The sequence below is a fragment of the Novosphingobium kalidii genome (assembly GCF_040534015.1).
GTDB lineage: Bacteria > Pseudomonadota > Alphaproteobacteria > Sphingomonadales > Sphingomonadaceae > Novosphingobium > Novosphingobium kalidii.
In genome coordinates, this window is record NZ_JBEWLY010000024.1 from 41277 (window position 1) to 66518 (window position 25242).

Below are 25242 nucleotides of genomic sequence, written 5' to 3' on the forward strand. Positions count from 1 at the left end.
AATATCAGGCGTCTTGCAGGCTCTCGCTGAGGTAAAGCGATCCTTCGCCGTAGAGGTAATCGGGCTGAAATCGCGCGAACCGCTCCAGCGCCGGCCGGTCAGGCAGCGACACCCGCCCGCGATTGATGTCCAGAAGATCCTTCTGACGCAAGGCTTTGATCACGCGATTTATGTGTACCGCGGTGGTGCCGCAGGTGTCGGCAAGATGTGTTTGCAGAAGAGGCATGTTGAAACCGTGTGCATCGGCAAGACCGACGAAGTTCAAGCGGTGCCATAACTCGCACATGACATGAGCCAGCCGTTCCTCTGCTCGGAGCTGCTCAAGCTTGAGGATCCACTCGCGGTAGATGGCTCCGTCCAGCAAAGTCGAGAACCACAGGATCCGCGTCAGGTGCGGTTCTTCCCGCAGGACCGCGTTGAGTTTTTCGTGCGAGACATAGGCCAGCAGGGCCGGCCCGATCGTGACCAGATCGTGATCCAGGCGCTTGAGGGCGAAGGCGTGAAGATCCACCCAATCGCCAGGCAGTTGCAAGCCGACGATGCTGCGTCTGTCGTCATCAGCGACGATCCGTGCGACGAAGCCATCCAGAATAAGCGTGCTCCGATTGGCCGGCACCGCGCGCCGTTGCACGAGATGCGCGTCGGGCACGCGTTCTGTCTCGTCCACCAGTGCGTCGAGCAGAGCGGCCTCCTGATCGCTGATGGCGTGACGCAGGCGACCTTTGAGAAACAGGCGCGTCTGACCGGGCTCTTGGTTCACGGCGCGTCTCCGGAGTGAAGCGATTGATTAAGGCTATAGCATGGAGCGGTTCACACCAAGCCGGTTCATCCACGCAACGCACCCTGCTGGAAATTGTTCACCAGCAGGGTGCGTTGCGGATACATGCTGGGATCGGCTGGAAATCTGGAAAGGGCGCCTCCATATTCCTCGGCAAGGAGAAGCTTCCATGACGACTGAAAAGCTGGAACTGAGCGAAGCCGAATGGCGCGACAGGCTGAGCCCGGAGCAGTATGCCGTCCTGCGGCAGGCTGGCACGGAACGCGCCTTCACTGGCAAGTATGAGAAGAACAAGCAGGACGGCCTGTACACCTGCGCCGGGTGTGGCGCGCCGCTCTTCTCTTCCGAAACGAAGTATAACTCGGGATCGGGCTGGCCCAGCTATACAGCGCCTGTCGGGGACGAGGCGGTTCACGAGCATCGTGACGTCTCCCACGGGATGGTGCGAACTGAGGTCCGCTGTGCCACGTGTGAAGGGCATCTGGGGCATGTCTTCCCCGATGGTCCGGGACCGGAGGGGCTGCGCTACTGCATCAATTCCGCGGCCATGGACTTCAAGCCCAAAGACGACGATCAAGGTTAAGCACATGCCGCGCCGTTAACCCCGGGTTACACATCGCAGTTGCACAGGCTAGTCGAGCAATCATGATCGCTCGCCACAGGGGTTTGTAACCGAGAATGCCGAAAGAAAACGGCCGGCGCGCCGCAGGCTCGGGCCGGCGCTCAGCCGGAGCGACTCCGAAATCAGTTCAGAGATCCGGGTTCAGGCGCTTCACGCGCGCAGTGCTGATCTGGGGAAGCGCGCTTGCGCTTCTCGGCCTGATCTTCATTGGGACCGCGGTTTTCATGACTGCGCGCGAGCTACCGTCATTCTCGACGCTGCAGAGCAGCCAGAACGGGCAGATGATCGTCGTGCGCGCGCGTGACGGCTCGGAGCTGGTTTCGCTTGGGCCAAGCTACGGCAAGTGGCTGTCCTACGAGCAGATCCCGGAGATCATGAAGGACGCCATCGTCTCGGTAGAGGACAGGCGCTATCGCAAGCACCTCGGCGTTGACCCGATCGGTGTCGCGCGTTCGCTGATGGTCCGGTTCGAAAGCGGTCGGTGGAGGCAAGGCGGGTCGACGATCACGCAGCAGCTTGCGCGCACGATTTTCCTCAACAACAGCCGCAACTTTGGTCGCAAGATCCGCGAAGGCGTGCTGGCACTCGCCATCGAGAGCAAGTTCAGCAAGGACGAGATCCTCGAGCTTTACCTGAACAAGGTCTATTTCGGCGGCGGAGCCTATGGGATCGACGCGGCGAGCCGCAAGTTCTTCGGCCATGCGGCGACGGAGCTCTCCACGCCTGAGGCCGCAATCATCGCCGGGCTGGTCAAGGCGCCCTCGAACTACTCGCCCACGGCCGACGTGCAGGCGGCGCTCTCGCGCGGCAAGGTGGTGCTGGGGACCATGGCGGACGTAGGGGTCATCTCCGAGGAGGAGGCCGAGAGCATCGACTTTGATGCGGTTAAGATCGCCAAGGAGAAAGGGCAGAACTCGGTTCGGTACTTCACCGATTGGGCTCTCCCGCAGCTTGATGTTCTAATCCCCGAAACCAACGAGCCGATTGAAGTCTGGACGACGCTGGACGTCAGCATGCAGCAGGCTGCGACGCAGGCGATCAACGCTAACCTGCCAAAAGGCGCGCAGGGCGCATTGGTCAGTCTGGACGAAGACGGCGCCGTGCGGGCGATGGTGGGCGGCACCGACTATGTGAACACCAATTACAACCGGGCAACCAGCGCGGTGCGGCAGCCTGGCTCCGCCTGGAAGCTGTTCGTCTATCTCGCTGCCTTGGAAGCGGGCTACACCCCCGATGATCGGGTGGTCGATGAGCCGGTGACGATCAACGGCTGGAGTCCTCACAACTCCGGGCGGAATTTCGCCGGCGAGATCGACGTGCGCACGGCCTTCGCCTATTCGAAGAATACCGTTGCGGCTGCGCTCGGCAATGAAGTCGGCTTTGGTACCGTGGCCTCCATGGCCCGGCGGTTCGGGATCACCACCCCAATCGACACCAATCCCTCGATGGTGCTCGGCACCTCCGAAGTCCGCGTTATTGATCTGACTCGCGCATTCGCAGCCGTGTCCGCAGGCGGGACCTCGATTGAGCCTTATGGTATCGTGAAAGTAGCCACGACGCGCGGTGAACTGCTCTACGAGCACGAAGCGTCGCCGGGACAAGTCTTGGTGCCGCCGTATGTCGCTGCGGGAATTACCGACTTGCTGCAGTCTGCCGTGGCCACGGGCACAGGCCGGGCTGCCCAGATCGGGCGTCCTGTTGCGGGTAAGACCGGCACCACCAGTTCCAACAAGGACGGTTGGTTCCTGGGCTTCTCCAGCGGGATTACCACCGGCGTGTGGATGGGTCGCGACGATGCGCGTCCAGTGCCCGGGCTGCAGGGCGGTCGAGCGCCGGCAGCCGCCTTCGCCGCCTATATGCGACAGGCAGTCAAGGACCGGCCGGTGCAGCAGTTCGAAACCGAACTTCAGCTACCCGAGTGGCAGCTGGAGCCAGACGACGAGATGATCTTCGGAAATCCCGACGAGTACTACTACACCGACGAGAACGGCAACCTTATCGAACCGGGCAGCGTCCGTCGCACGGGACCCGATGAGGGCGGCTTGCGCTATGACGACGGCGTTCGACCAGGGCCTGGCCCTGTGCCCGGTCCGGGCAATCTACCCGACGCCAGCCGCGCGCCTGCGGCCGCAGGAGATGATTTCCTGGAGCAAGCGACCGGCCGCGGCGGTCAAGGCGATCCCGGCTTGCGCGCCGGATCCTCGACGCCAGGTAGCTTGCGGAGCGGAGCGGCTGCAGCACCTCAGCAGGGTGCTAGGAACGGTCCGTCGCAGCCCCTGCAATACGGCTCGCAATCCCAATAAAGAAACTGCGCCCGATCAAAGGACCGGGCGCAGTCAGAAGCAGGTGATGATGCAGGCCCCGCTCCGATCGCCAGCAGCCGCCGGAGTGGAGCGCCGGATCAGCGCAGGCGAAGAGGGATGTACGCTGAAGGCTGGCCCCGACGCTGCACGCGGACGAGCACCGCGTCCCGGCCCGAGCGCTTCGCTTCCTGAACAGCCGTCTCCACATCCTGAGGGCTGGTGACCTCACGATAGTTCACCGACAGGATGATGTCGCCACGGCGAAGGCCCTTCTGGCCTGCGTCGGAGCTTGGATCGACGGCAGTGATGACGACGCCGGTCGTTCCCTCTGCGGCGCCAAGCTGCCGGGCGATTTGAGGAGTAAGCGGAATGGAGGAAAAGCCGACCGCTTGCTGTGCAGCGCTCTGATCCTGGCTCTGCTGCGGCGTGCCTAGTTCGTCCCTCTCTTGCTCCGCATCGGGGTCAAAGGTTTGCTGCGCCAGTTCCTCCTGGGTGGGACGCTTGCCAATGGTGGCGTTAAGCCGCATCTGCTTGCCGTTGCGAATGATGTCGATCGGGACACGGGCGCCCGGCCGCTCGTTCGCAACGATGAAGGACAGCGTCTGTTCGCGCGTCACTTCCTTGCCGTCGATCTGGACGACCACGTCGCCTGCCTTCAGCCCCGCGGCTGCGCCAGCGCTGCCTGGGGTGACGGCCTGGACGAACTCGCCGCGATTGCGCGGGATGCCAAGCGAAGCTGCGAGGTCTTCGGTTACCGGCTGGATCTGGATACCAAGATAGCCGCGCTCGATAGCTTCTCCCCGGATCAGTTTCTGCACGATGGGCGCAGCGGTCTCTGCCGGAATGGCGAAGCCGATACCCACGCTGCCGCCGGTGGGCGAGAAGATGGCGTTGTTGATGCCGATGACCTGCCCGTTCATGTCGAACAGAGGGCCACCAGAGTTGCCGCGGTTGATCGATGCATCCGTCTGGATGTAGCGGTCATAGGCGCCGGCGCCGACGCCGGTGTTGCGGTAGACGGCGGAAACGATGCCAGCGGTGACAGTGCCGCCCAGCGCGAACGGGTTACCGATAGCGATGACCCAATCGCCCACGCGGGCTTGGCGCGAATCGCCGAAATTGACGAACGGCAGCGGCTTGGATGCGCTGATCTTCAGCACGGCGAGATCGGATTCAGGGTCCTTGCCGACGAGCTTGGCGGAATAGTCCGTACCATCGGGCATGGTCACGGTGATTGATTCCACCTGCCCACGGCCTTCAGCAGTGATGACGTGATTGTTGGTCACGATGTAGCCATCGGCCGAGATGATGAAGCCGGAGCCCAGAGACTGGGCCTCGCGGGTCTGCGGGCTGCTATTACCGCCACCTCCGCGGCCGCCGAACATGCCCTCGAAGGGTGTCCCCGCGAACGGGTTCTGCTGCTGCGCCACCTGCACGCGCTGCCGCGTAGAAATGTTGACCACGGCAGGCGCCAACTGGGCCGTCAGTTCGGCAAAGCTGGCAGGGGCCCCAGGCCGGGGCGAGAGGCGGTTCATCTGACTGGCTTCGTTCTGCGCCACCTGGGCGCCGGCCGGATTACCGGTGATGAGCGAAGCGGTGGCGCCCCCGAGCAGGAGCGCGGTGGTCAATCCATAAGCATAGCGCACAGGCTTCACGTCCTTTGTTTCCTCCAATGCGGCGGCACGGGCCCCCGGTCTTTAGGTCTGCCGGAGATTCAGGCTTATCCGTCTTAACCCCGTTTGAATGGAGCGTGTTCCCGCGCCCCAAGATGGCTCCACGGCTAGTGAGCTGCCTCAGCGGCCGCGAAATTCCTTCAGGTAAGAGTTATCCGGCGAAAGCACGATCGTGGTTCCGTGCTCTCCCTCGCTGAAGGCATAGTCATAGCTCTGCATCGCACGATAGAAATCGTAGAAGTCCGCATCCTTGCCGAAGCTCTCGGCATAGGTTCTGGCGGCTTGCGCTTCGGCTTCAGCGCGGATGATCTGTGCCTGCTTCTGACCTTGCGCGCGGATCGTCGTCGCCTCCTGCTCGCGTGCAGCCTGCATCCGCGTAAAGGCGCTCTCAAGGGCGCCTTCCGGCAAATCGGCGCGCTTGATCCGAACGTCCACGACCTGAACGCCGTACTCTCGCGCTTCTTCATCCAGTCCGTCGCGGATGTTCGCCATGGCGCGGCCCCGCTCCGCCGTGAGCAGCGACTGAAAGGTCCGCTTGCCCAGCTCCTGGCGAAGTTCGGATGTGAGGATCGGCTCGAGCTGTTCCTTCACCCGTTCGGGCGTGCCGGCAGTGCGGACCATCCTCACCGGATCCACAATCCGGAAGCGGGCGTAAGCGTCGACATTGAGGCGCAGCTGATCGGTCGAGAGAACTTGCTGTGGTTGCATGTCGACCGAGAGCAGGCGCTTATCGATGCGCTCCACGCGCTCAGCGAAGGGGATGCGTAGGCTAACGCCCGCGCCGGTCTCACCGTAAGGTACGTCTGGCCGGTAGCGGTTAATTACCCGCACGGGCTCCCCGAAGCGCAGGACAACGGCCTGCTGCGATTCGGGCACGATCACCACGCTCGACAAGAGCGCCACCAGCACCACGGCGGCCGCGATTATCGGGCCCTTGTACTTCTGCCATATCGTGTTCATGGCGTCGCTCCTCGCGAAGGGGCTTGCACGGGCGCCGGACCGGCAACATCAGCCGGGGCAGAACCTGTGGGCTGACGCCGGCGAACTTCCGATAGCGGCAGGTATGGCGTGACACCGTCTGATTCTACGATGACTTTGTCGTTCTTGCTCAGCACGCGCTCCATGGTTTCATAGTACATGCGCCGCCGCGTCACTTCGGGCGCAAGCTTGTATTCCTCGTAAACCTTGTCGAACGCTGCGGCATCGCCCTGTGCACGAGCCAGCAATTGCTGCGCCCAGGCGCGGGCGTTCGAGCGGTCGCGCTCGGCATCCTGCTGGGCCGCGGTTACCTGCTGGAACGCGCCGATAACCTTGGTCGGCGGATCAGCCTTCCGAATTTCGACGCCCTGCACCGCTACACCTGAGCGATAGAAGTCCAGAATTCGCTGCATGCGCTCGCGAGCGCCTTGTTCCGCCTCGGCACGGCCGGAGCCCGAGAGTGCCTCATCAAGGGAGATCTCGGCCAAAGTCGAGCGCATCGCGGCCTCTGCAACTTCGCGCACCGTCTCTTCGGGATCGGCAAGGCGGAAGCGATAGTCCTTCAGATCCTTGATGTTCCAGCGAACCAGGTAGGACAAGTCGACCAGGTTCTGGTCGCTGGTGAGCATCAGCTTCTCACCCTCGCCGTCGGGAATCGTGTAACGCTGAATCGAGGTGACATCGTCCACTTCCACGGATTGGATGGGCCAAGGAAGCGTCAGCGAGATACCGGGACCGATCGTGCGGGCGTACTTGCCGAAGGTGGTGACCGTTCCCTCTTCCTTGGGCCCAACCATGTGCACGCTGCTGACGCCAAGCCACAGAAGCACCACTCCGCCGATTATCAGCGGCAGCCAGCTCTTTCCATCAGGCCGCGTCGGGATGCGCGGCATGCCGCCGCCTGGGCGACCCGGCCCGCCACCGCCGGACTTGCGCTGCTCACGCGCCTTGAAGATGTCTTCAATGCTCGCTGACCGACGCGGAGTCTCACCAGATGGCAGCCACGGGTTGCGCGGGCCGCGCTGCTGCTCCGGAGTCGGCTCTTGTCCGCCTTCCTTGCCAGCCTCGTCTCCCGGGCCGCCGCCCTTGTCGTCGCCGCCGCCCCATGGGCTGCGGCGTCCCGCCATCGCGAGAGCCCCTCGTGCCAATGCACCACCAATCATTTTCATGGCCTTCGTTATAGGAACGGCTCGTCGCTAAAAACAGTGTCTCTCTCGTGCTTTTTCCTTGCTAGGGGAACCAGCGCAAGAAGCGATAAGCGGAAGAGGGCATGTCGGGCAACGAGGTCGAAATGATGAAGGCGCGCTTGCCTGCGCCGGCGCAGGAGCGGCTGCAATCGTTGCGTCTGGCCGATGGACGCGCGACAGTGGTGCTGGATTCGTCCGGGCTGGCTGCCGGTGAGCGCGAGGTGCTGGAGGAGAGCGTGCGAGAAGCGCTCTCTCGCGAGAGCGGCATTTCCGACGTCCGTGTCGCGATGACGGCGGAGCGCGAGGGTCAAGGTGCTCGGCGCAAGCGCATCATCGCGGTCGGTTCTGGCAAAGGCGGCGTCGGCAAGTCCACGGTGTCTGCCAATCTGGCGGTCGCGCTGGCGCGTGCCGGGCACAAGGTGGGTCTGGTCGACGCAGACATCTATGGCCCTTCCCAGGCGCGCCTGCTTGGAACCGAAGGGCAGCGCCCGGTCGCCCGCGACAAAAAGCTGATCCCCGTCGAAAGCCGGTGGGGCGTGTCGGTGCTCTCGATGGCACATCTTGCGGAGCCGGGGCAGGCGATAGCGTGGCGCGGACCCATGGCGGGCAATGCTCTCGTCCAGATGCTGGAGGGGGACTGGACGGGAGTCGATGTCCTGATCGTGGACCTGCCGCCCGGAACCGGCGACATTCAGCTCACCATGCTCCAGCGCTTCAAGCCCGATGGCGCGGTGATCGTCTCCACCCCGCAGGATCTCGCATTGCTGGATGCTACGCGCGCGATCGCCCTGTTCGACAAAGGCGGCGTCCCCGTGATCGGGTTGGTGGAGAATATGGCGGGGTACGTCTGTCCGCATTGCGGTGAGACCAGCGATCCGTTCGGTATCGGCGGCGCGCAAGCCGCAGCCGAGGAGCGAGGTTGCCCGTTCCTTGGGCGCATCCCGCTGGATATTTCGATCCGGCGAGAGAGCGATGAGGGGGTGCCGCCGGCTGCCGGTGACGGGCCCCGGGCGCCGGCATTCGCGGCAATCGCTGCAGGAGTAACCGCATGGATGAACGCTCCTTGAGCAGCCAGCCGGTTGCGAACGGGCTCGGGTGATGGCGGTAAACCGGCGCGGTGTCCTGATCGGTGCGCTCGTGGGGGGTGGCCTCCTGGTGGGCTACAACTTGCGCTCCCGCCGCTACCCCTTGCCGCTTGAGCCCGGGCGCGGCGAAGTGGCGTTTGATGCCTGGATCAAGATCGCCAGCGATGGCGTGGTCACTGTGGCGGTACCTCAGGTCGAGATGGGGCAAGGTGTCACGACGCTGATCCCGCAAGTCGTCGCTTATGAGCTTGGCGCGGACTGGCGGCAGATCGCGGTCGAGCCCGCGCCATCGAGCCCGCTCTACGCCAATTATGCTCTTGCCGCCCGGTGGGCGCCGATGTGGATGCCCACCTGGGCGGGCTGGCTGGGGGGAGAAGACGGCATATTCGTGCGCCGCTGGGCCCGCAATCACAGCTTCAACGTGACGGCTGAGGGGACCGCGCTCGCGGCGTATGAGGCTCCTGCGCGGGTCGCAGCGGCCTCGGCGCGGTCCCTGCTATGCATGGCTGCGGCGAAACGGTGGAACGTTGAGTGGCAGGAGTGCGAAGCGCAGAACGGCTTTGTGATACATGAAGGCAAACGCCTACCATTCGGCCCGCTCGCAGCCGACACTGCGGATCTCGATCCGCCGGGATCGCCGCCTCTGCGGGACGCTCCTCCTGCTGAGCACCCCCAAGATTTCCCGCCCGGGGCGCAGCTGCGCTACCCGCGCCTCGATCTGCCCTCGAAAGTCGATGGCACCTATCAGTTCGCGGGCGACGTGCGGCTGCCGGATATGGTCTATGCGGCCATCCGGCACGGACACATCGGGCGTGCGGAGTTTGCAACCTACGAGAAGGACGCGGCGCGCCATGTGCGCGGTTTGGTGGCGCTGGTGCGCAATGATCGTTGGGTCGCAGCGGTAGCCACCAACTGGTGGGCCGCGGACAATGCGCTCACCCGCATTGATGCGCGCTTCTCCGCCAGCGACCGTGCGGACAGCACGGGGATTTCCGAGCCGCTCGACGCGGCGCTCCGCACTGGCGAGGCTGCGCGGCTCTATTCCCGTGGGGATCCGGACGCCTACCTCTCAGGCACTATGCCGCTCCAGTTGCGGTACGAAGTGGCTCCGGCGGTTCACGCCACCATCGAAACTGCCACATCCACTGCCCGCTACGCCAACGGGCGCCTTGAACTCTGGGCAGCGACCCAGGCTCCTCAAGCGACACGCGAGGCCGCAGCGCGCGCGCTCGATATCGATCCGGAGGATGTGATCCTTTATTCCATGCCGTTGGGCGGCAGTTTTGATCGTCGGCTGCAGGATAATCACGCCGTTGAGGCGGCGCTGATCGCAAAGGCTTGCGACAAGCCGGTGCAACTCGTCTGGTCGCGCAAACAGGAACACGTCGCAGGCTGGCCGCGCCCACCCGCAGCGGCTGTCATGTACGCCAATCTCGATGCGGAAGGACGGTTGGGCGGACTGCGGGCGCGGATCGCGGTGCCGCCCGCTGCGCTCGAATTCGGTCGCCGTCTGTTTGACGGGGCTGGGCCTTTCGAAGCGATCGACGCCGTTGCTGGCAAAGCCGACCCGATGGCGATCGAGGGCGCGGTTCCGCCCTACGCCATTGAGCATCTCGCGATCGATCATGTGCCCGCAACCGTGCCGCTGCCCTCAGGGCGGCTGCGCGGCAATGCGCATGGCTACACGGCGTTCTTCACCGAATCCTTCATCGATGAGCTGGCGCACAACGCAGGGAGAGAGCCGCTTGCCTATCGCATGGCGCTGCTTGGCGGCGATCCGCGCCTCGCTGAATGCCTGCAGCGCGTCGCCACGCTGGCGAGCTGGGATGGAGGTAGCGCCAACAGCGGCCAAGGCATTGCCTGCCATGTGATGGGGAATGGCCGCATCGCCGTTATCGCCACTGCCCGGCGCGAGGCTGAGGCAGTCCGGGTCGACAAGCTTTCGGCGGTGGTGGATATTGGGCGGGTCGTTAATCTCGACATTGCGCGGCAGCAGATCGAGGGTGGGCTGATTTTTGGCCTTGGCCTCACGCTGGGGTGCAGCCCCGGCTATGAGGCAGGCTTGCCGTTGACAGGGCGCCTTGGCGCATTGAATCTGCCCGTTCTGACAGATTGCCCCGCTGTCGACGTCGAGTTCATCAAGAGCGATGCCGAATCGGAAGACCCCTGCGAAATTGGCGTTGTCGCGGTAGCACCGGCCGTCGCCAACGCCCTGTTTTCAGCGACGGGCTTGCGCCTGCGCCAATTGCCCCTGCTCTCGGAGGATGTGTGACCCGACCCCTCGACCATCCCCGTGTCGCTTTTGGCCGCATCGGCGTCCTGCTCGTAAATCTCGGCACGCCTGACGAATCGAGTCCTGCCGCGGTGCGGCGCTACCTGGCGGAGTTCCTCAGTGACCCGCGTGTGGTGGAGATCCCCAAGCTGGTGTGGGGGCCGATCCTGCACGGTGTGATCCTGCGCACGCGTCCGCGTAAGTCTGCGCACGCTTACCAGCAGGTCTGGACCGACGAGGGGTCGCCTCTTGCAGCTATCACTTCACGCCAAGCGCGAGCCTTGCGGGAGCGAATGGGGGATCGCGTGATCGTGGACTGGGCGATGCGGTACGGCAAGCCCGCTGTCTCGGACCGTTTCGCCGCTCTGCAGTCGCAGGGTTGTGATCGCATTCTCGTCGCGCCACTCTATCCGCAGTACTCTGCGGCTACCAATGCGTCGGTCATGGATGCGATCTGCAAGGCGCTTGGCGCCATGCGCTGGCAGCCTGCGCTCCGCACACTGCCGCCCTACTATGACGATCGCGGGTATATCGATGCGCTCGCGCGAGATATCGGAAGCCAGATCGGCGGCTTGTCTTTCAATCCCGAGGTTTTGCTGTTGTCTTTCCACGGCATGCCCGAACGTACGCTGCAACTGGGCGATCCGTACTACTGCCATTGCCGCAAGACCGCGCGGCTGTTGGGGGAAGCGCTCGCACCGCAGTTTCCGAAGCTTCGGATCGATACGACATTCCAGTCGCGCTTCGGACGCGCGAAATGGCTGGAGCCTGCCACGGACATCACGATTGCAGAAGAAGCTCGCAACGGCACTCGCCGGATGGTCCTGGCTGCGCCCGGCTTCTCGGCAGATTGCCTGGAGACGCTGGAGGAGTTGGCGATCCGGGGGCGTGAGACCTTCATGGAGGCGGGTGGCACAGATTTCGCCACTTTGGCATGCCTCAATGATCGCGAGCCGGGAATGATCATGTTGGAGAACTTGATCCGCCGCGAACTGGGCGGCTGGATCTGACCTGAAGCGGATCAGCGGCATATCGGGGCAACCCGGGTTCCGAAGCCTTCGTTGTTTCCTCCATTCTTGACATATACCCTTTTTGTTCTACGCTTGTTCACGTAGTCCGCCTCGGAACGGAGTCGTGTGTCATGAACAAGTTCGCACCTGCCCTCGATCAAAGAGCCGCGCCTGACGAGGACTGCTGGTATGCCGCTACCGAAGGTGAGCCTGCGGGTCTGCCCCTGACGCTCTCGATCTATGCGGACCGCCCGCATATCCGCGGGATGCTGCGCGAAGATGCGCAAGCGTCGGATCTGCGCGTCAGCGTGGCGGCAGACCTTTCGGCGCTCACCGAAGGTGAGGCTCGGCCGCTGGCCGACGTGGTGTTGGTGGACTGCCCCTTTGTCGATGCGCAAACGCTGGCGGCGCTGGCACGGCTGGATGTTCGCGCCGCCCGTACCGGCAGCCGGTTGATCGTCTCGACCGTGGTCGATGGTCTGGAAGACGTGTTTGGCTGCCTGGACCAGAGTGGCGCCCAAATTCTCGTCGACCCCGATCGCGCTGAGCGTGTGATTTCTCTCGGCCATGTACTGGCACAGTTCCCTTCCGGGCGGCTGCGCGAACTCTCGGAGGACGAGCGCGGCCTTCTCATGCGGCTTACCGAGCAAGTGGGCCAGATTGCAGGTCGCATCGATCGCCTCGCTCCCGCTCAACATGTGGCGAGCGAAGCGGCAGTGCCGCTGTTGCAGGAGGGTCCCCGCACAGCAAGACCGCCTCTGCCCGATCCCCGGCTCGTGCGGCGTATCATCCGCCACCGCCAATTACGCAGCCGTCATTTCGGTTCGCAGATCTTCGCGGATCCAGCATGGGACATGCTGCTCGACCTGACGGCGGCGCGTGCCGAGCACAGGCGTGTCTCCGTAACCTCGCTGTGTATCGCTTCGGGTGTGCCACCCACGACTGCCCTCCGGTGGATCGGCCAAATGGTGGAGCAAGGGCTATTCTTGCGGGTGAGCGACGAAACCGATCGGCGCCGCGCCTTCATTGAATTGAGCAACGGCTGCGTGGATGCGATGGCACGCTACTTCGCGGAGATCGGCGAGAATACGTCTGCCGTATGAGCGAGTGACGCCGTCGTGCTCGCTTCTTCGGGGCGATGAAGCCCTCGTGGCCGAGCGTAGAATACGCTAGGGGCGCGGCCATGACGCATAGATTACAAGGACATCGGCCTCCGCAGGCAGGGGAGTACAAACGGAACTTGCACCGCTCGGCAAGTTTGCAACGCGTTCGCCTGAACGAGCACAACAGCGCCAAGGCGTCCTGATGCTCAGGCTCTCCGGCCTTACGCTGCCTCTCGATCATGAGCCCGATGCCCTGCCTGCTGCGATCTGCACGCGACTGGGGATCGAGCGCGACCAGCTTCAGAGCCATACGGTTTTCAAGCGCGGTAACGACGCGCGGCGACGCACGGCTATCCAGCTGGTCTACGCGGTCGACGTGGAGCTTGCGGAGGAAGCGGAAGTGCTGGAGCGTTTCTCCGGCGACAAGGATGTTCGGCCCACTCCCAACATGACCTACCGGTTCATAGCGACGGCGCCGGAGGGCTGGTCGGGCTTGCGGCCCGTGGTAGTCGGCGCCGGCCCTTGCGGCCTTTTCGCCGGACTGATCCTGGCCCAGATGGGCTTCCGGCCCATCATCCTCGACCGCGGCAAAGTCGTGCGCGAGCGAACAAGGGACACTTGGGGCCTCTGGCGACGGGCCGAGCTTAACGCCGATTCCAACGTCCAGTTCGGAGAAGGCGGGGCGGGCACCTTCTCGGACGGCAAGCTCTATTGCCGCGTCAAGGATCCTCGCTTCCTGGGCCGGAAAGTCCTGGAAGAGTTCGTGGCAGCTGGCGCTCCGGACGACATCCTGTGGCAAGCACACCCGCACATCGGCACATTCCGTCTCGTCACGATGGTAGAGAGCATGCGCCGATCCATCGAGGCGCTGGGCGGCGAGTATCGCTGGCAGACGCGGGTCGACGATATTGCGCTCGATAAACTGCCCGACGGGCGTCAGCGGCTACGTGGTCTGCATCTGCACGACGGCTCGTTCCTGGAGGCTGACCATGTCGTGCTCGCGGTCGGGCACAGCGCCAGGCCGACGTTTGAGATGCTACACGCGCAGCACGTTCATCTCGAAGCCAAGCCATTCTCCATTGGTGTGCGGATTGAGCACCCTCAAAGCTGGGTAGACCGCGCTCGTTATGGCAATTGCGCTGGGCATCCGGACCTCGGCGCGGCCGCGTACTCGCTCGCGCATCATTGTGCCAACGGCCGCACGGTCTACAGCTTCTGCATGTGCCCTGGCGGCCGTGTGGTCGCCGCCACGTCCGAAGTCGGTCGGGTCGTCACCAACGGCATGAGCCAATACTCGCGTGCCGAATTCAACGCTAATTCGGGCCTGGTTGTGGGTGTTGATCCTGCGCGCGATTACCCCGAAGGGCCGCTCGCTGGCATCGACTTTCAGCGGAAATGGGAATCGCTGGCGTATGAAGTCGGAGGTTCGAATTACTCGGCGCCGGGTCAGAAAGTGGGCGATTTCCTGGCGGGACGACGGTCAACGGAACTTGGTGAGGTGACCCCCTCCTACAAACCGGGAGTCACCATGACGGATCTGGCAAATTGCCTGCCGGCCTTTGCCGTCGAAGCCATGCGAGAGGCTCTGCCGGTCTTTGGCCGCCAGATCGCCCGGTACGATCATCCCGATGTGGTCATGACCGGCGTCGAGACACGGACGTCCTCGCCAGTGCGAATCACCCGTGGAATCGATTTCCAGAACCTCAACACAGAGCGTCTGTTCCCCGCAGGCGAGGGCGCGGGATATGCGGGAGGTATCCTTTCGGCCGCTATAGATGGCATCAAGGTGGCCGAGGCCGTGGCCAAGAGCATCGTTGCGACCCGATGAGGGCTTTCCCCGCGCAGCGGACCCCACACGCACCGTTGGGTTTCTGACGCTCGCCTGTTAGGGGGCGCGTCATGTTGACGATCTCCGGCATCACCGTTCGCCTTGGCGGGCGCACCATCCTCGACCAAGCGACAGCCGCGATCCCCACCGGCGCGCGCGTGGGCCTCATCGGGCGCAACGGCGCGGGCAAATCTACCTTGATGAAGGTTATGATCGGGCAGCTTGAGCCCGATGACGGTTCCATTGAGATGCCGCGCAGGGCCCGGCTCGGGTACATCGCACAAGAGGCGCCCAGCGGCACGGCATCCCCATTTGAAACTGTGCTGGCTGCGGACGTGGAACGCGCACAGTTGCTGGAAGAAGCGGAGACCTGCGTCGATCCCGATCGCCTCGGGGACGTGCACGAGCGCCTGCTGGCAATCGATGCCTACAGCGCGCCGGCCCGTGCAGCGCGCATCCTGATTGGCCTGGGCTTCGACGAGGCGATGCAGGCAGAGCCGCTGGAGAGCTTTTCGGGCGGCTGGAAGATGCGCGTGGCGCTCGCCAGCCTCCTCTTCTCGCAACCTGACTTGCTGCTGCTCGACGAGCCTTCCAACCACCTGGATCTGGAAGCCACTCTCTGGCTTGAGAGCTTCCTGCGGTCTTATCCCGGCACGTTGATCGTCATCAGTCACGAACGTGACCTGCTCAACAACGTGGTCGACAACATTCTTCATCTGCAAGGGGGCAAGACCACCCTCTATGCCGGCGGCTACGACAGCTTCGAACGCCAGCGGGCGGAGCGAGCCGCGCAACTGGCTGCAGCAAAGGCGTCGCAGGACGCACAGCGCGCCAAGCTCGAGGACTATGTGCGCCGCAACAGCGCGCGCGCTTCAACGGCCAAGCAGGCCCAGTCGCGAGCCAAGATGCTCGCGAAGATGCAGCCCGTCCTGGCGATGATGGAAGACCCTTCGCTCAGCTTCGATTTCCCCAGTCCCAAGGAATTGCGTCCGCCACTGATTACCCTCGACCGGGCGGCCGTCGGCTATGCCGAGGGCAAGCCGATCCTGCGGCGCCTGGGCCTGCGAATCGATCCGGACGACCGAATTGCGTTGCTGGGCCGCAACGGCAACGGCAAGACCACGCTTGCGCGCCTGCTTGCGGGACAGCTTGAACCTATGGAAGGCGAAATGAACGTCTCGGGCAAGCTGGCGATTGGCTACTTCACTCAGTATCAGGTGGAGGAGCTGGCTGGCAGCGACACGCCGCTGGTGCACATGACCCGAGCCATGGAGGGCAAGCCCACAGTCGCCGTTCGGGGGCAACTGGGGCGTTTCGGGTTCTCGGGGGAGCGCGCGCTCACGCCCGTATCGAAGCTGTCAGGTGGCGAACGGGCGCGGCTGGCCCTGGCGCTCGTCACGCGCGATGCCCCGCATCTGCTGATCCTCGATGAGCCAACCAACCACCTTGACGTCGATGCTCGCGAGGCACTCGTTCAAGCCCTGAATGCTTACGAAGGGGCGGTGATCCTGATCAGCCACGACCGACACATGGTCGAACTGACTGCGGATCGGCTGGTCCTGGTCGATGGCGGTGAGGCCAATGAGTATGCTGGAAGCATGACCGACTACATGGATTTCGTGCTCGGTCGCAATCAGCCCAAGGGCGAAGGCAAAGGCGCGGGGAAGGGAGCCGCCTCCAAAGGGGACCAGAAAGCGGTTGCGGCCGATTGGAAAGAACAGCGTGAGCTGCGCAAGCAGCTCACGCGGGCAGAGACGGCGCTGGCCCGGATGCAAGCCAAGGTTGCCAGCATCGACGAGGCGATGGCAGGGCCGGTTGACAAAGCCCATGCCTTTTCTGGTTTAACGCTCGCGCAATTGACGCAGCAGCGCACTGCGGCTGTCGGGGAACTCGAAGGCGCCGAAGCGGAATGGCTTGAACTGAGCGAGAAGCTTGAAGCGAAGGCGGAGGGCTAAAGACCTGTCTCATCACCGGTCTCTCGGGACCAAATGGCGCAACCACGCGATCTGTGGCTGCGATGCCGGCATCCATGCCGCGCGCCGGACGTTGGGTTCACAGCCATAGGAGATTGCACATGCTTATCAGGTTGGCCGCGCTCGGCGCCTTGGGTTACGTCGGTTACCGCTACTTGCGTGAACGCCCCGAGCAGAATGAAAACAGGGGCGATGTAGCACTCGCTGGCGGCCCGCTCAGCGAGCAAGCCACAATTCAGGACAGCCCCGATCTAGCTCCCGCCATGGCATGGCACCAAAGCGAAATGCCGCGGACTGTCCAGTAGCTGCTGGGCCCGGCGAGCCGGAGCAAGAGCTGGCGTACCAGCTCGCCGGCCGGCACCTCTTAGTCTTGCGAAGGTAGAGATTGACGCAGGCGTATAATGGCTTAAATGGCGGGCTCCCGGCGCGTCGGGCGGTTAGCTCAGTTGGTAGAGCATCTCGTTTACACCGAGAGGGTCGGGGGTTCGAGCCCCTCACCGCCCACCAGGGAAGATTTTTGTCTTTCTGAACTGGTCCGCTACGATCCGCGCAGAACGTCGATCAGTCCCGGCCCCCGGCCGTACGCTGCATTGTTGCGTGAGATTGTGAACGCGCTTGCTAGGACTGGTCTATTCCGCCTTCCCCACTACCCGCGTTCAGGGGCAACTTTGGTGCATACAAGCCGGCGGTGCTGGCGCTTAATGGTGAGCTGAGGTTCGGTCAGCCGATTCGCGATCGGCTGATCGATGTATGAGGTGATAGCTCTCACTCCAACTCGACCAGGCCCTACTTCAGCCATGTGGCCAAGCTGACGATGACCTCGCCGGCACTCTATGGGTAATTTGGTGATCCGACGCGCCCGCCTGAACAGGCACTTGCTCAGCCCGATATCGATCTGGTCGCCTCCACCCGGCAGGTCACCGATTACATGTGCTGCGGTTTGCGTATGATAAGCGCAAGGTAACGGAGCGCGCGTTCTATGCCTTGCTGGCGCGCGGCGCTTAGTTGCTTCACAAGTGACGAGCTTTACCACGCAAGCATTGCAGGCGGGATCTGGATCTAACGCGTTGCCGCCGATGTAGGCGGCTTATGCGTGCGGCACCGCTCGTTTCGCACAAGCTCGGCAGTGTCGAGTGCCCGCCGCTCAACGGAATGCCCGATCGGATGAACGGTGCCTACCTTGATCCCGATTCCGAGGGGGAAGAGGTTAAGGCGCGCTCGAGCGCCTAGCGGGAGTGATTGCGCATCTAGCCTGATCTCGCCTCAAGCACTAAGACTAGAGACTCGGGCAGAGAGGCGCCAGGGTCGGCTGGATGCAGGGCGCGCATGTTCTCGGCGCGCATTCGGTCGCAGTCGCTTTCTCCTGGGTGACCCGCGTTCTCAGGCGATAAAGAAGCTGCTCAGTCCCAGGGTCAAGTACAGCGAGGGTTTCCGTCCCTACGCACCTGCGGTATCGTAGACCAGCTGCGATCAAACTGGATCGCCTATTCTGCTTCAGAAAATTTCATCTGTTTTGTTGAGCTGAGTTCCTGATGCGGTCGGTGCACCGCAGTTCTCTCATTCTGATGAAGAGGCTACGCCAATGCGCAAGCAGCCTTCGCCGCAGCCGCTCAGCGCGGTGGCCCCGCAACCGACGGGGTTCGGCGCGACCGTCAGATTGCGGCAATGTGGCAGTGCAGCAATGCTGCTTGCCTTTCCTGCGTATATTCCCATAAACGGCTGCGCGCCGTGGCCAGAGACATAGGCCCCCTCTAAGTGGCAAGGATCAAAATGTTATCCTCTGCAGCCATTTTGACCCGCATTCCGACTGGCTGGATAGATCGGGGATTGAACTTAGTTGGTCCCCTTGGGCTCGCGGGCTCAAACTTCCTGCTTGCCCTAGTACTTGTGCCAGCGATGTCACAAGCTGACTATGGCTTTTTCGCATTCTGCGTCACTTTAGCAAATTTCGGATACGGCATCACAAACGCTACGACTGCCACCCCTCTCTCTATCATTTTGAATCAAGGCGATGACAGTGGCCACGCGTCTACCTATTGGGCGCTGTATAAGGTGAACCTACTTAGTTCATTAGTAGTAGGTCTCGCCATATTGAGTGCAGGTTTGGCGTTCGGCGTGGGTTGGCGCGGAGCTGTTGTGTTGGCGCTGTTTGGCGCTGTTGGTGCGCTGCGTTGGTTCCGGCGAGCCTACGAATATGCAACGGGGCGCCCTCGAAACTCGGCATGGTCGGACGTTACATGCTCAGCAGTGATTTTGCTCGGCACTGCCATAATATTCTTTAGCAAGACTGCGTCATTGGAGGCCGCGGGCGGAGTATTGCTGGCAGCAATGATCTCCGGAACAATCATTCTTGAAGCAAATGGCCGGAGAACGAGCTTCGCCTTCTCGGAATTTTGGTCATATCCAATCAGCGCTTACCGGACGGTATGGCGCGATCAGTCTGCATGGTCCTTGCTTGGGGTGCTTACGACAGAGCTAACGGTAAACGGCCATACCTATATTGTAACGTTTTTGGCTGGCCCCGCTGCTTTCGCTCCTATCGCCGTCGCCTCACTCGTTTGGCGACCCATCTCAACTATCTTTACGTCGTTGATGCTTGCAGAGCGACCCAAGATGGCGAAGGCACTTGCAGTAGGAGATGAGGAAGGGGCAAAAAAGATTTTGCGCCAGTTTCAGCTTATAGCTTTTGGCGTAGTCGGATTGAACGCTTTGATTGTGCTTGCTGCATGGATATTTATGGGGGATGTTTGGAATACGACGTCATTTCAAGCAAGCTATGTTAATATGGCCATTGTTCTGTATTTTGTTTTTGTGTGTATCAGGTCTGTACGGGTGCCGCTAAGTGTTTTTGTCCAAGCTGGAAGGCAGTTTCGCGCTCTCGCCCACACAAGTCTCTTGGCTGCTCCCGTTACCCTGCTGATTGCAGCGATTTTGACCGTGGCTGTAGATCCCATCACATCCATCGCCGGTATTATTTGTGGGGAGTTGGTCATGACGTTTGGTGTTTGGCGCCTCGCGAAGGGTATAAAAAGTGTGCAAGCTTAAGGTGATCGTTGGCATTCCCACCTACAAACGGCCAGTCGGCCTAGCGCGTTTGTTGGACGGGTTGGCGAAGCTGGAGACTCAGCACTCAATCGAAATTGTGGTGGCTGAGAACGATTGCGAACGGCAAACTGGTGAAGCGGTTTGTCAGCAAAGGATTGCTGAAGGGTATCTTCACCCAATTTCCGTCGTTATGGTTGATCCACGCGGAATATCTGAGGCGCGTAACGCCTTAGTGCAGTGGGCTTTGGTCCGCACAGACGCCACCTTCCTTGCGATGATCGACGATGATGAAGTGCCAAGCTCTGCGTGGCTGGACCAACTCATCTCCGTACATGCGCGATTTGATGCCGATGTCGTGGGAGGGCCGGTGCAGCGCGTCTTCGATGCCAAGCAGATGCCGGATCATCTACGGCGGTTCAATCAAACGAAAACGAAGTCCGACCGGGATGGGCTTATAAAGTCGATCGAATCCACCGGAAATATCTGTTTTCGGCTCTCGTTTCTCACCGCGAACAAAGAAGAGCGCTTTGATAGTGCGTTCTCAATGACGGGAGGCGGCGACCGGGACTTTTTACAGCGTCTGAAAAGGCGTGGAGCTAAGTTTGCATGGGCGGCTGATGCGTTGGTGTTTGAGACCTTCCCAGAAAGCCGGTGCACGGAAGCTTGGTCCCGCCAACGCGCATTTCGCGTGGGAAATAGCGAGATGCTAGCTGGCTTGAAGAATCGTCCGCCAAACTTCATGATCAAGCATGCTGTGCAGATATTGATCTCGGTTGCTTATCTCGGCTTGGCGCACTCTTTCCTTCTCCCATCGAAATATCATCGCTTTGCATCGCGCCAAGCGGTTATGCGATCTCGAGGGAAAATAGCTGCCCTGCGCGGCAGGCGTTTTTCTGAGTACCACATCTCGCATGGCACTTAGGGGCATCGATGAAGGCTAATTTCATTGCCAGAGCGGTGTTTGTGCTCCTCTGCGCCATTATCATGATTGGTACGAGCCCCCTAGGTGGCCCTGATCCTAGCGGAGATGGAGATGGAGGTGGGAATATCATACGCCAAATCCCACTTCTGCTTCTCATGTTTACGTCGTTTTGCCTCCTCACAGTACGTGGGGCTTACAGGGGGCTTCTAGCGCTACCAATACCGTTTTGGATTTTCTTTGGATGGGCTTTGCTGACGCTAACATGGTCGGCCAACCCCGAGGTCGGCTTACGCCGCTACATTCTTACTTTTGGCGAAACTTTATCGCTGTGCATCCTGCTCCGTATCATTGGGGTGCGTGAAGCTATTCGGCTGCTAGCAAGTCTCATATTTGTACTTCTGATTATCGATCTTTTGGCTGTTGCTGCGATACCGAATGCGGTTCATCGGCCGGGTGAGGCGGATCGTGAACTGATCGGCTTGTGGAAGGGGATACACTCACACAAGAACATCGCTGCATCGGTCGCATCTGTTGGTATATTCTTGGGCCTGACACGCGCTTGGGTCGAGAGAAGCACTTTTAACCTAACCTTGGCTGCAGTATCGGTTGTGATGCTAGTTGGAACCGGGTCGAAGACGAGCATGGCGATGGTTCCTTTGTGCCTTCTTGCGCTCGTTGTTATATTAGCGGTCAAGCGATTTTATGGATCTCGACTTTTACTCAGAGTAGCGTCTTTATCTGTGTTGATGATTTTGGTGGGCTGCTTCGTCTGGTACTGGGCGGCAATCTATCAGGCGATAACCGAGCCTCAGTTTTTCACGGGCCGAGGAATGTTGTGGAAGGTGAGCTTAGATTATTCCGCAGCAAACCCGTTTGGAGCTGGTTATGGCTCGTTCTGGGATGTTGGACTAAGTGGCCCGGCCACCGAAACAGCCGGTCGTAGATTCGCAGCGTACCCGCACGGGCACAACGGATATTTTGACACTCTGGTAAGTACTGGGTGGGTGGGGCTATTTACAGCGATTGTCGCATGTATGGTCTGGCCGTTGTCGAAAGTTTCAAAGCAGCTTATATCAGCTGATCGTGACTACCTCTTTGCTACTGCGTTTCTTCTCTACTTCCTTGTGCATAATGTCACAGAACCGTCTATATTTTCTGGCACTCGAGTTGAATGGCCGATTTTCATCGTATGCGTCATGCTATTCCAAGCATCAGCTAAAAGGCGAGTTCTTCAACGCAGGAGCAGCGTTGCAATTACACGGTCCACAAGGCGAGGCATGCTCGACAGCACGGAGGGTAAAGCGGCGTGAGGTACCTATTTGTTTTGACGCAACTGGAAGTCGGAGGCGCGCAGGTGCGTGTGTTTCAAACTGCAAGTGAGTTGCGCTCGCGTGGTCATGCTGCCGAAGTGGTCTTTCTTTACCAGAAACGCGCAGTTTTCAACGACGAGCCCAAGACTATTCTAGCTGGATCGAAGCGTCCATCAAAACTTGGGATACTCGCTGCCATATGGAAGTTGCGACGGATGATTTCAGCCGGCGGCTATGATGTGATCATAACAAACACGGCGCCGGCGAATCTCATCGGCAACCTCGTCGCGTTTAGTGCCGGCTTGAAGAACCGAGTGGCCGTGCAGACACAGCCACCATCACGCATTTCAAGTTCTTTAAGTCTCGCAGACCATATTTTTGGAACAGTTGGCGTTTATGATAAGATTGTTGCAAATTCTGGATACACATACCACTGCTTTGATAGATACAGCAAGGCGTATAGATCTAGACTAAAGCTGATCTATAATGGCCTTAATCCGAGGTTGTCTTCGGCATCTAAGGAGCTGTGCCGGAAAAACCTTGAATTGCCACGGGACGACTTCCTGTTTGTAAATGTCGGGCGTTTGTCCGTGCAGAAGAACCAGGCAGAGCTACTTCAGGCGATGGTGGACGTTCCAGCGGTGCTGGCGATTGCCGGTGCTGGCGAATTGGAGCAGCAACTTCGTCAGATGGCCCAGGATCTTGGAGTGGCCGATCGGGTGAAGTTTCTCGGTGAACTGACGGGCGATCAAATCGGGGAACTCTTCAAGGCGGCTGATGCCTTCGCTTTCTCCTCTCGGTGGGAAACATTTGGCCTAGCTCTATTGGAGGCTGCGGCGGCCGGACTGCCCCTGGTCGTGTCGGATTTAGATGTTAGTCGCGAAGTGCTCGGAGCTGAGATGGAAAACTCTGCATTGTTTGTGAGCCTCGATACTCCTGGTGCTTTCTCCCGAGCGATGAGCATGGTGCTGAACTCATCTGACCTTAGAGATGAGATGGCGAGAGCTGGCCGGCAGCGAGCTGAAGTTTTTTCCATTCAGAATCATGTGACTGAATTGGAGAAACTTGTCTCGGCGTAGAGCAGGTCTGCATGTTTGACGTTTCTTTCCTAACCAGAAGAAGTGCGCTGAAGGCCGCCGTAGCGCTGCCAGCGTGGGTGGAGTCAGGCAAAGAGGCTGAACGGATAGTCTTTTCCGGCGGGCACGATGCCGAAGGCATGATCAGAGCTAGCCTAAAATCGTGCAACTCCGTTGTCTTGGGGCCGGGGGAGATTATTCTAAAGACTACCCTAATCGTTCCTGAAGGTAAGCGCCTCATCGGCAGGCCTGGCACTCGGCTAGTACTTAGTTCTGACTGTGGCGATGATGTCGAGGCGGTCTTGGAACTCAGAAGTGGGAGTTACATTGAGGGCCTAGAGATAAGTGGAAATCTGGAGAAGAGAAACGCCACAGGAGTTCTTTCACGGTACGTCTTTGGAGTTGTAATCCGTGACGCAAGCAGCTGCAAGGTTGTACAATGCCGCGTGGTGGACTGCGGCAGCGTGCCGCGCTTCTTGCATCGATATGGAGGTAATGGCGGGGGCTTTTTGATAGAGGCGTCGGGTCATGGATCGACTTGTGTCCGCGACAATCAGCTTCTGAGTTGTTCAAGCGTAGGACGGAATGCGGGATTTCACGCTCGAATAAAAACTCCGTTCAAAAGAAAGCCTGATGGTTGCAGCGAAGTGTTGGCGGTGCAGAATGTTATATGGAATCTTCAGGCCTTTGAGGGCGACAAGAATGGAATAGAACTTGTTGGTCCCGGTACTTGCTTCAATAGCGTGATAGGATGTCATCTTCGTAATCCTCGTGGTCAAGGCGGAATCGAGGCTGACTTGGGGGCATCGGAAAACATCTTTAGCGCGTGCGTCATCAGCTTCTTCGACAATTTTAATCTTGCCCGTCACTTAGACTGTTTCTCGCAGAGAACGGCTGAAATTGGCGATGGTATGCTTAAATTGTCGCACTCCAACACCTTCGTAGATTGTTCGGTAGTAGGTCACCTAGCACTGGATGGCCATTATCTGAGAGCATTTGTGTGCTCAGGAGCAGGTCATGGAGCAAGGTTTGTAAAGCCCAGGCTGCAGGTGGAAGCAAGGAAGCCTGGGAAAGTCATCGGCTATTACGAAGATTCCAGTCTTGCGAAGATAGAGGGAATCACCGTTGTTGGAGAGAGCTTTGCAGGGCAAACTAAATCTAACTTAAAGGTTGGAAGGTTTGATTGACCGAATCCTGGGGGACGACGAATTCTCGAGCGGTGAGTGTGTTGTGCAGCATTGATGACTGGAGCACCTCCATGATTAGGGACTCAAAGATCAACCTTTAGAGCGACTTTCGATCAGTCTGGCTCATATCCGCATGACGTGAAGTAGTTGGGGCATTCGCGAGGCTGGAAGATGTCGACCAGTCTGCTGATCAGGTCCCAGAGTCCGTTTACTGTCTGCTCGCCGAATCCCCCTGAGCATAGCCTTGGGCTTGGAGAAGGCCTTTTCGATAGGACTGAAGTGACCAGCCCCCACTGAGTGTGAGGGTCCCCCGGTTTCTCATCCAGCCTAAGCTTGAGTATCCGGCATTCATTCGGCCGCCTGGGCGGCCGTAGCAGCAGCATATTCTACCGGCGTCAGCCAGCCAAGCGATGTGTGAGGACGGCTCTCATTGTAGTCCCGTCGCCAAGCCTCGATTTTGGTCCGGGCGTCGGCGAGCGACAGGAACCAGTGAGCGTTCAAGCACTCGTCGCGCAAGCGACCATTGAACGACTCCACGTACGCGTTATCGGTGGGCTTGCCTGGTCGACTGAAATCGAGCGTCACACCATTCTCGTAGGCCCACCGGTCCAGCGCCTTCGAAATAAACTCGGGCCCATTGTCCACCCGTATGGTCCTGGGTGCGCCGCGGATCGACGAGATCCGCATCATCGCAGCAACAACCTGCTCGCCCTTGATGCCCTGATCGACTTCGATCGCCAGCGCCTCTCGGGTAAAGGCGTCAACGACGGTCAGCGCCCGAACACGGCGGCCATTGAACAGCGCGTCCGAGACGAAATCCATCGACCACATCTCGTTCGCCGCCGATGCTGCAGGCTGCCTTTCACGATTGGCAGCACTGACGTTGCGCC

At 60.6% G+C, this 25242-nt stretch carries 19 protein-coding genes, 1 tRNA gene and 1 pseudogene; 15 read left to right on the plus strand and 6 right to left on the minus strand.

From position 1 onward, the window contains the following. Positions 1-4 precede the first annotated feature (4 nt). On the minus strand, positions 5-760 hold the full coding sequence (locus ABVV53_RS15490) for a Crp/Fnr family transcriptional regulator (RefSeq protein ID WP_353985344.1): 756 nt from the start codon (positions 758-760) through the stop codon (positions 5-7). A gap of 187 nt (positions 761-947) precedes the next feature. Here ABVV53_RS15490 and msrB point away from each other — a divergent pair, with 187 nt between their 5' ends. Both msrB and ABVV53_RS15500 read left to right on the plus strand, forming a co-directional pair. After that, positions 948-1361, plus strand: coding sequence for a peptide-methionine (R)-S-oxide reductase MsrB (gene msrB, locus ABVV53_RS15495; RefSeq protein WP_353985345.1), 414 nt, complete (start codon positions 948-950; stop codon positions 1359-1361). Between the two features lie 95 nt (positions 1362-1456). Further along, positions 1457-3703, plus strand: a complete 2247-nt coding sequence (locus ABVV53_RS15500; RefSeq protein WP_419956785.1) for a transglycosylase domain-containing protein — start codon at positions 1457-1459, stop codon at positions 3701-3703. 98 nt (positions 3704-3801) lie between these two features. On the opposite strand, the gene ABVV53_RS15505 is transcribed toward ABVV53_RS15500, so the two are convergent. The 3 genes from ABVV53_RS15505 to hflK all read right to left on the minus strand — a co-directional run bounded on the left by ABVV53_RS15505 (position 3802) and on the right by hflK (position 7481). Next, positions 3802-5349, minus strand: a complete 1548-nt coding sequence (locus tag ABVV53_RS15505) for a Do family serine endopeptidase (RefSeq protein ID WP_353985362.1) — start codon at positions 5347-5349, stop codon at positions 3802-3804. A 147-nt stretch (positions 5350-5496) separates the two neighbouring features. Next, the gene (gene hflC / locus ABVV53_RS15510) at positions 5497-6336 is read right to left on the minus strand and encodes a protease modulator HflC (protein WP_353985346.1); all 840 of its coding nucleotides are present in this window, start codon (positions 6334-6336) and stop codon (positions 5497-5499) included. Further along, positions 6333-7481 (minus strand): protease modulator HflK, encoded by a 1149-nt coding sequence (hflK, locus tag ABVV53_RS15515; protein ID WP_353985347.1) that lies wholly within the window; start codon positions 7479-7481, stop codon positions 6333-6335. Before hflK ends, hflC begins: the two co-directional genes overlap by 4 nt. A gap of 143 nt (positions 7482-7624) precedes the next feature. On the opposite strand from hflK, the gene ABVV53_RS15520 reads away from it, so the two are divergent. From ABVV53_RS15520 to ABVV53_RS15580, 13 genes are all read left to right on the plus strand, one after another. Continuing rightward, entirely contained in the window at positions 7625-8608 is a 984-nt protein-coding gene (locus tag ABVV53_RS15520) for an Mrp/NBP35 family ATP-binding protein (protein WP_353985348.1), read from the plus strand. A gap of 31 nt (positions 8609-8639) precedes the next feature. Then, positions 8640-10898, plus strand: coding sequence for a xanthine dehydrogenase family protein molybdopterin-binding subunit (locus ABVV53_RS15525; RefSeq protein ID WP_353985349.1), 2259 nt, complete (start codon positions 8640-8642; stop codon positions 10896-10898). Beyond that, positions 10895-11908: a ferrochelatase gene (gene hemH / locus ABVV53_RS15530; RefSeq protein ID WP_353985350.1), complete on the plus strand. Its 1014-nt coding sequence runs from the start codon at positions 10895-10897 to the stop codon at positions 11906-11908. The genes ABVV53_RS15525 and hemH overlap by 4 nt, the downstream gene beginning before the upstream one ends. A gap of 131 nt (positions 11909-12039) precedes the next feature. Further along, positions 12040-13011, plus strand: a complete 972-nt coding sequence (locus ABVV53_RS15535; RefSeq protein WP_353985351.1) for a MarR family transcriptional regulator — start codon at positions 12040-12042, stop codon at positions 13009-13011. A gap of 202 nt (positions 13012-13213) precedes the next feature. Next, positions 13214-14839 carry an NAD(P)/FAD-dependent oxidoreductase gene (locus tag ABVV53_RS15540; protein WP_353985352.1) on the plus strand — a complete coding sequence of 542 codons (1626 nt, stop codon included), beginning with the start codon at positions 13214-13216 and terminating at the stop codon, positions 14837-14839. A gap of 71 nt (positions 14840-14910) precedes the next feature. Continuing rightward, on the plus strand, positions 14911-16794 hold the full coding sequence (locus ABVV53_RS15545) for an ABC-F family ATP-binding cassette domain-containing protein (RefSeq protein WP_353985353.1): 1884 nt from the start codon (positions 14911-14913) through the stop codon (positions 16792-16794). A gap of 119 nt (positions 16795-16913) precedes the next feature. Then, positions 16914-17117, plus strand: coding sequence for a hypothetical protein (locus ABVV53_RS15550; protein WP_353985354.1), 204 nt, complete (start codon positions 16914-16916; stop codon positions 17115-17117). A 126-nt stretch (positions 17118-17243) separates the two neighbouring features. After that, a tRNA-Val gene (locus ABVV53_RS15555) sits at positions 17244-17319 on the plus strand. Positions 17320-18567: 1248 nt separating this feature from the next. Next, the gene (locus tag ABVV53_RS15560; RefSeq protein WP_353985355.1) at positions 18568-19857 is read left to right on the plus strand and encodes a lipopolysaccharide biosynthesis protein; all 1290 of its coding nucleotides are present in this window, start codon (positions 18568-18570) and stop codon (positions 19855-19857) included. A 1-nt stretch (position 19858) separates the two neighbouring features. Next, a complete protein-coding gene (locus tag ABVV53_RS15565; protein ID WP_353985356.1) occupies positions 19859-20779 on the plus strand; it encodes a glycosyltransferase family 2 protein in 921 nt (306 codons plus the stop codon). Positions 20780-20787: 8 nt separating this feature from the next. Beyond that, positions 20788-22089 (plus strand): O-antigen ligase family protein, encoded by a 1302-nt coding sequence (locus tag ABVV53_RS15570; RefSeq protein ID WP_353985357.1) that lies wholly within the window; start codon positions 20788-20790, stop codon positions 22087-22089. Positions 22090-22103: 14 nt separating this feature from the next. Beyond that, positions 22104-23168, plus strand: a complete 1065-nt coding sequence (locus ABVV53_RS15575; protein ID WP_353985358.1) for a glycosyltransferase family 4 protein — start codon at positions 22104-22106, stop codon at positions 23166-23168. An 11-nt stretch (positions 23169-23179) separates the two neighbouring features. Next, entirely contained in the window at positions 23180-24352 is a 1173-nt protein-coding gene (locus tag ABVV53_RS15580) for a hypothetical protein (protein WP_353985359.1), read from the plus strand. Between the two features lie 113 nt (positions 24353-24465). Here the strand turns inward: ABVV53_RS15580 and ABVV53_RS15585 are convergent. Continuing rightward, a pseudogene (locus ABVV53_RS15585) lies at positions 24466-24631 on the minus strand (IS630 family transposase); the annotation flags it as partial. 69 nt (positions 24632-24700) lie between these two features. After that, positions 24701-25242: IS3 family transposase (locus ABVV53_RS15590; protein WP_353985360.1), on the minus strand; the 542-nt coding region annotated here is incomplete at its 5' end.

Bases quoted from the DNA above. Each gene is read 5' to 3' on its own strand.
- ABVV53_RS15525 (WP_353985349.1), top strand. From the start codon at position 8,640: ATGGCGGTAAACCGGCGCGGTGTCCTGATCGGTGCGCTCGTGGGGGGT.
- ABVV53_RS15520 (WP_353985348.1), top strand. From the start codon at position 7,625: ATGTCGGGCAACGAGGTCGAAATGATGAAGGCGCGCTTGCCTGCGCCG.
- ABVV53_RS15580 (WP_353985359.1), top strand. From the start codon at position 23,180: ATGTTTGACGTTTCTTTCCTAACCAGAAGAAGTGCGCTGAAGGCCGCC.
- ABVV53_RS15545 (WP_353985353.1), top strand. From the start codon at position 14,911: ATGTTGACGATCTCCGGCATCACCGTTCGCCTTGGCGGGCGCACCATC.
- ABVV53_RS15540 (WP_353985352.1), top strand. From the start codon at position 13,214: ATGCTCAGGCTCTCCGGCCTTACGCTGCCTCTCGATCATGAGCCCGAT.
- ABVV53_RS15570 (WP_353985357.1), top strand. From the start codon at position 20,788: ATGAAGGCTAATTTCATTGCCAGAGCGGTGTTTGTGCTCCTCTGCGCC.
- ABVV53_RS15550 (WP_353985354.1), top strand. From the start codon at position 16,914: ATGCTTATCAGGTTGGCCGCGCTCGGCGCCTTGGGTTACGTCGGTTAC.
- hflK (WP_353985347.1), bottom strand. From the start codon at position 7,481: ATGGCGGGACGCCGCAGCCCATGGGGCGGCGGCGACGACAAGGGCGGC.
- ABVV53_RS15535 (WP_353985351.1), top strand. From the start codon at position 12,040: ATGAACAAGTTCGCACCTGCCCTCGATCAAAGAGCCGCGCCTGACGAG.
- hflC (WP_353985346.1), bottom strand. From the start codon at position 6,336: ATGAACACGATATGGCAGAAGTACAAGGGCCCGATAATCGCGGCCGCC.
- msrB (WP_353985345.1), top strand. From the start codon at position 948: ATGACGACTGAAAAGCTGGAACTGAGCGAAGCCGAATGGCGCGACAGG.
- ABVV53_RS15500 (WP_419956785.1), top strand. From the start codon at position 1,457: ATGCCGAAAGAAAACGGCCGGCGCGCCGCAGGCTCGGGCCGGCGCTCA.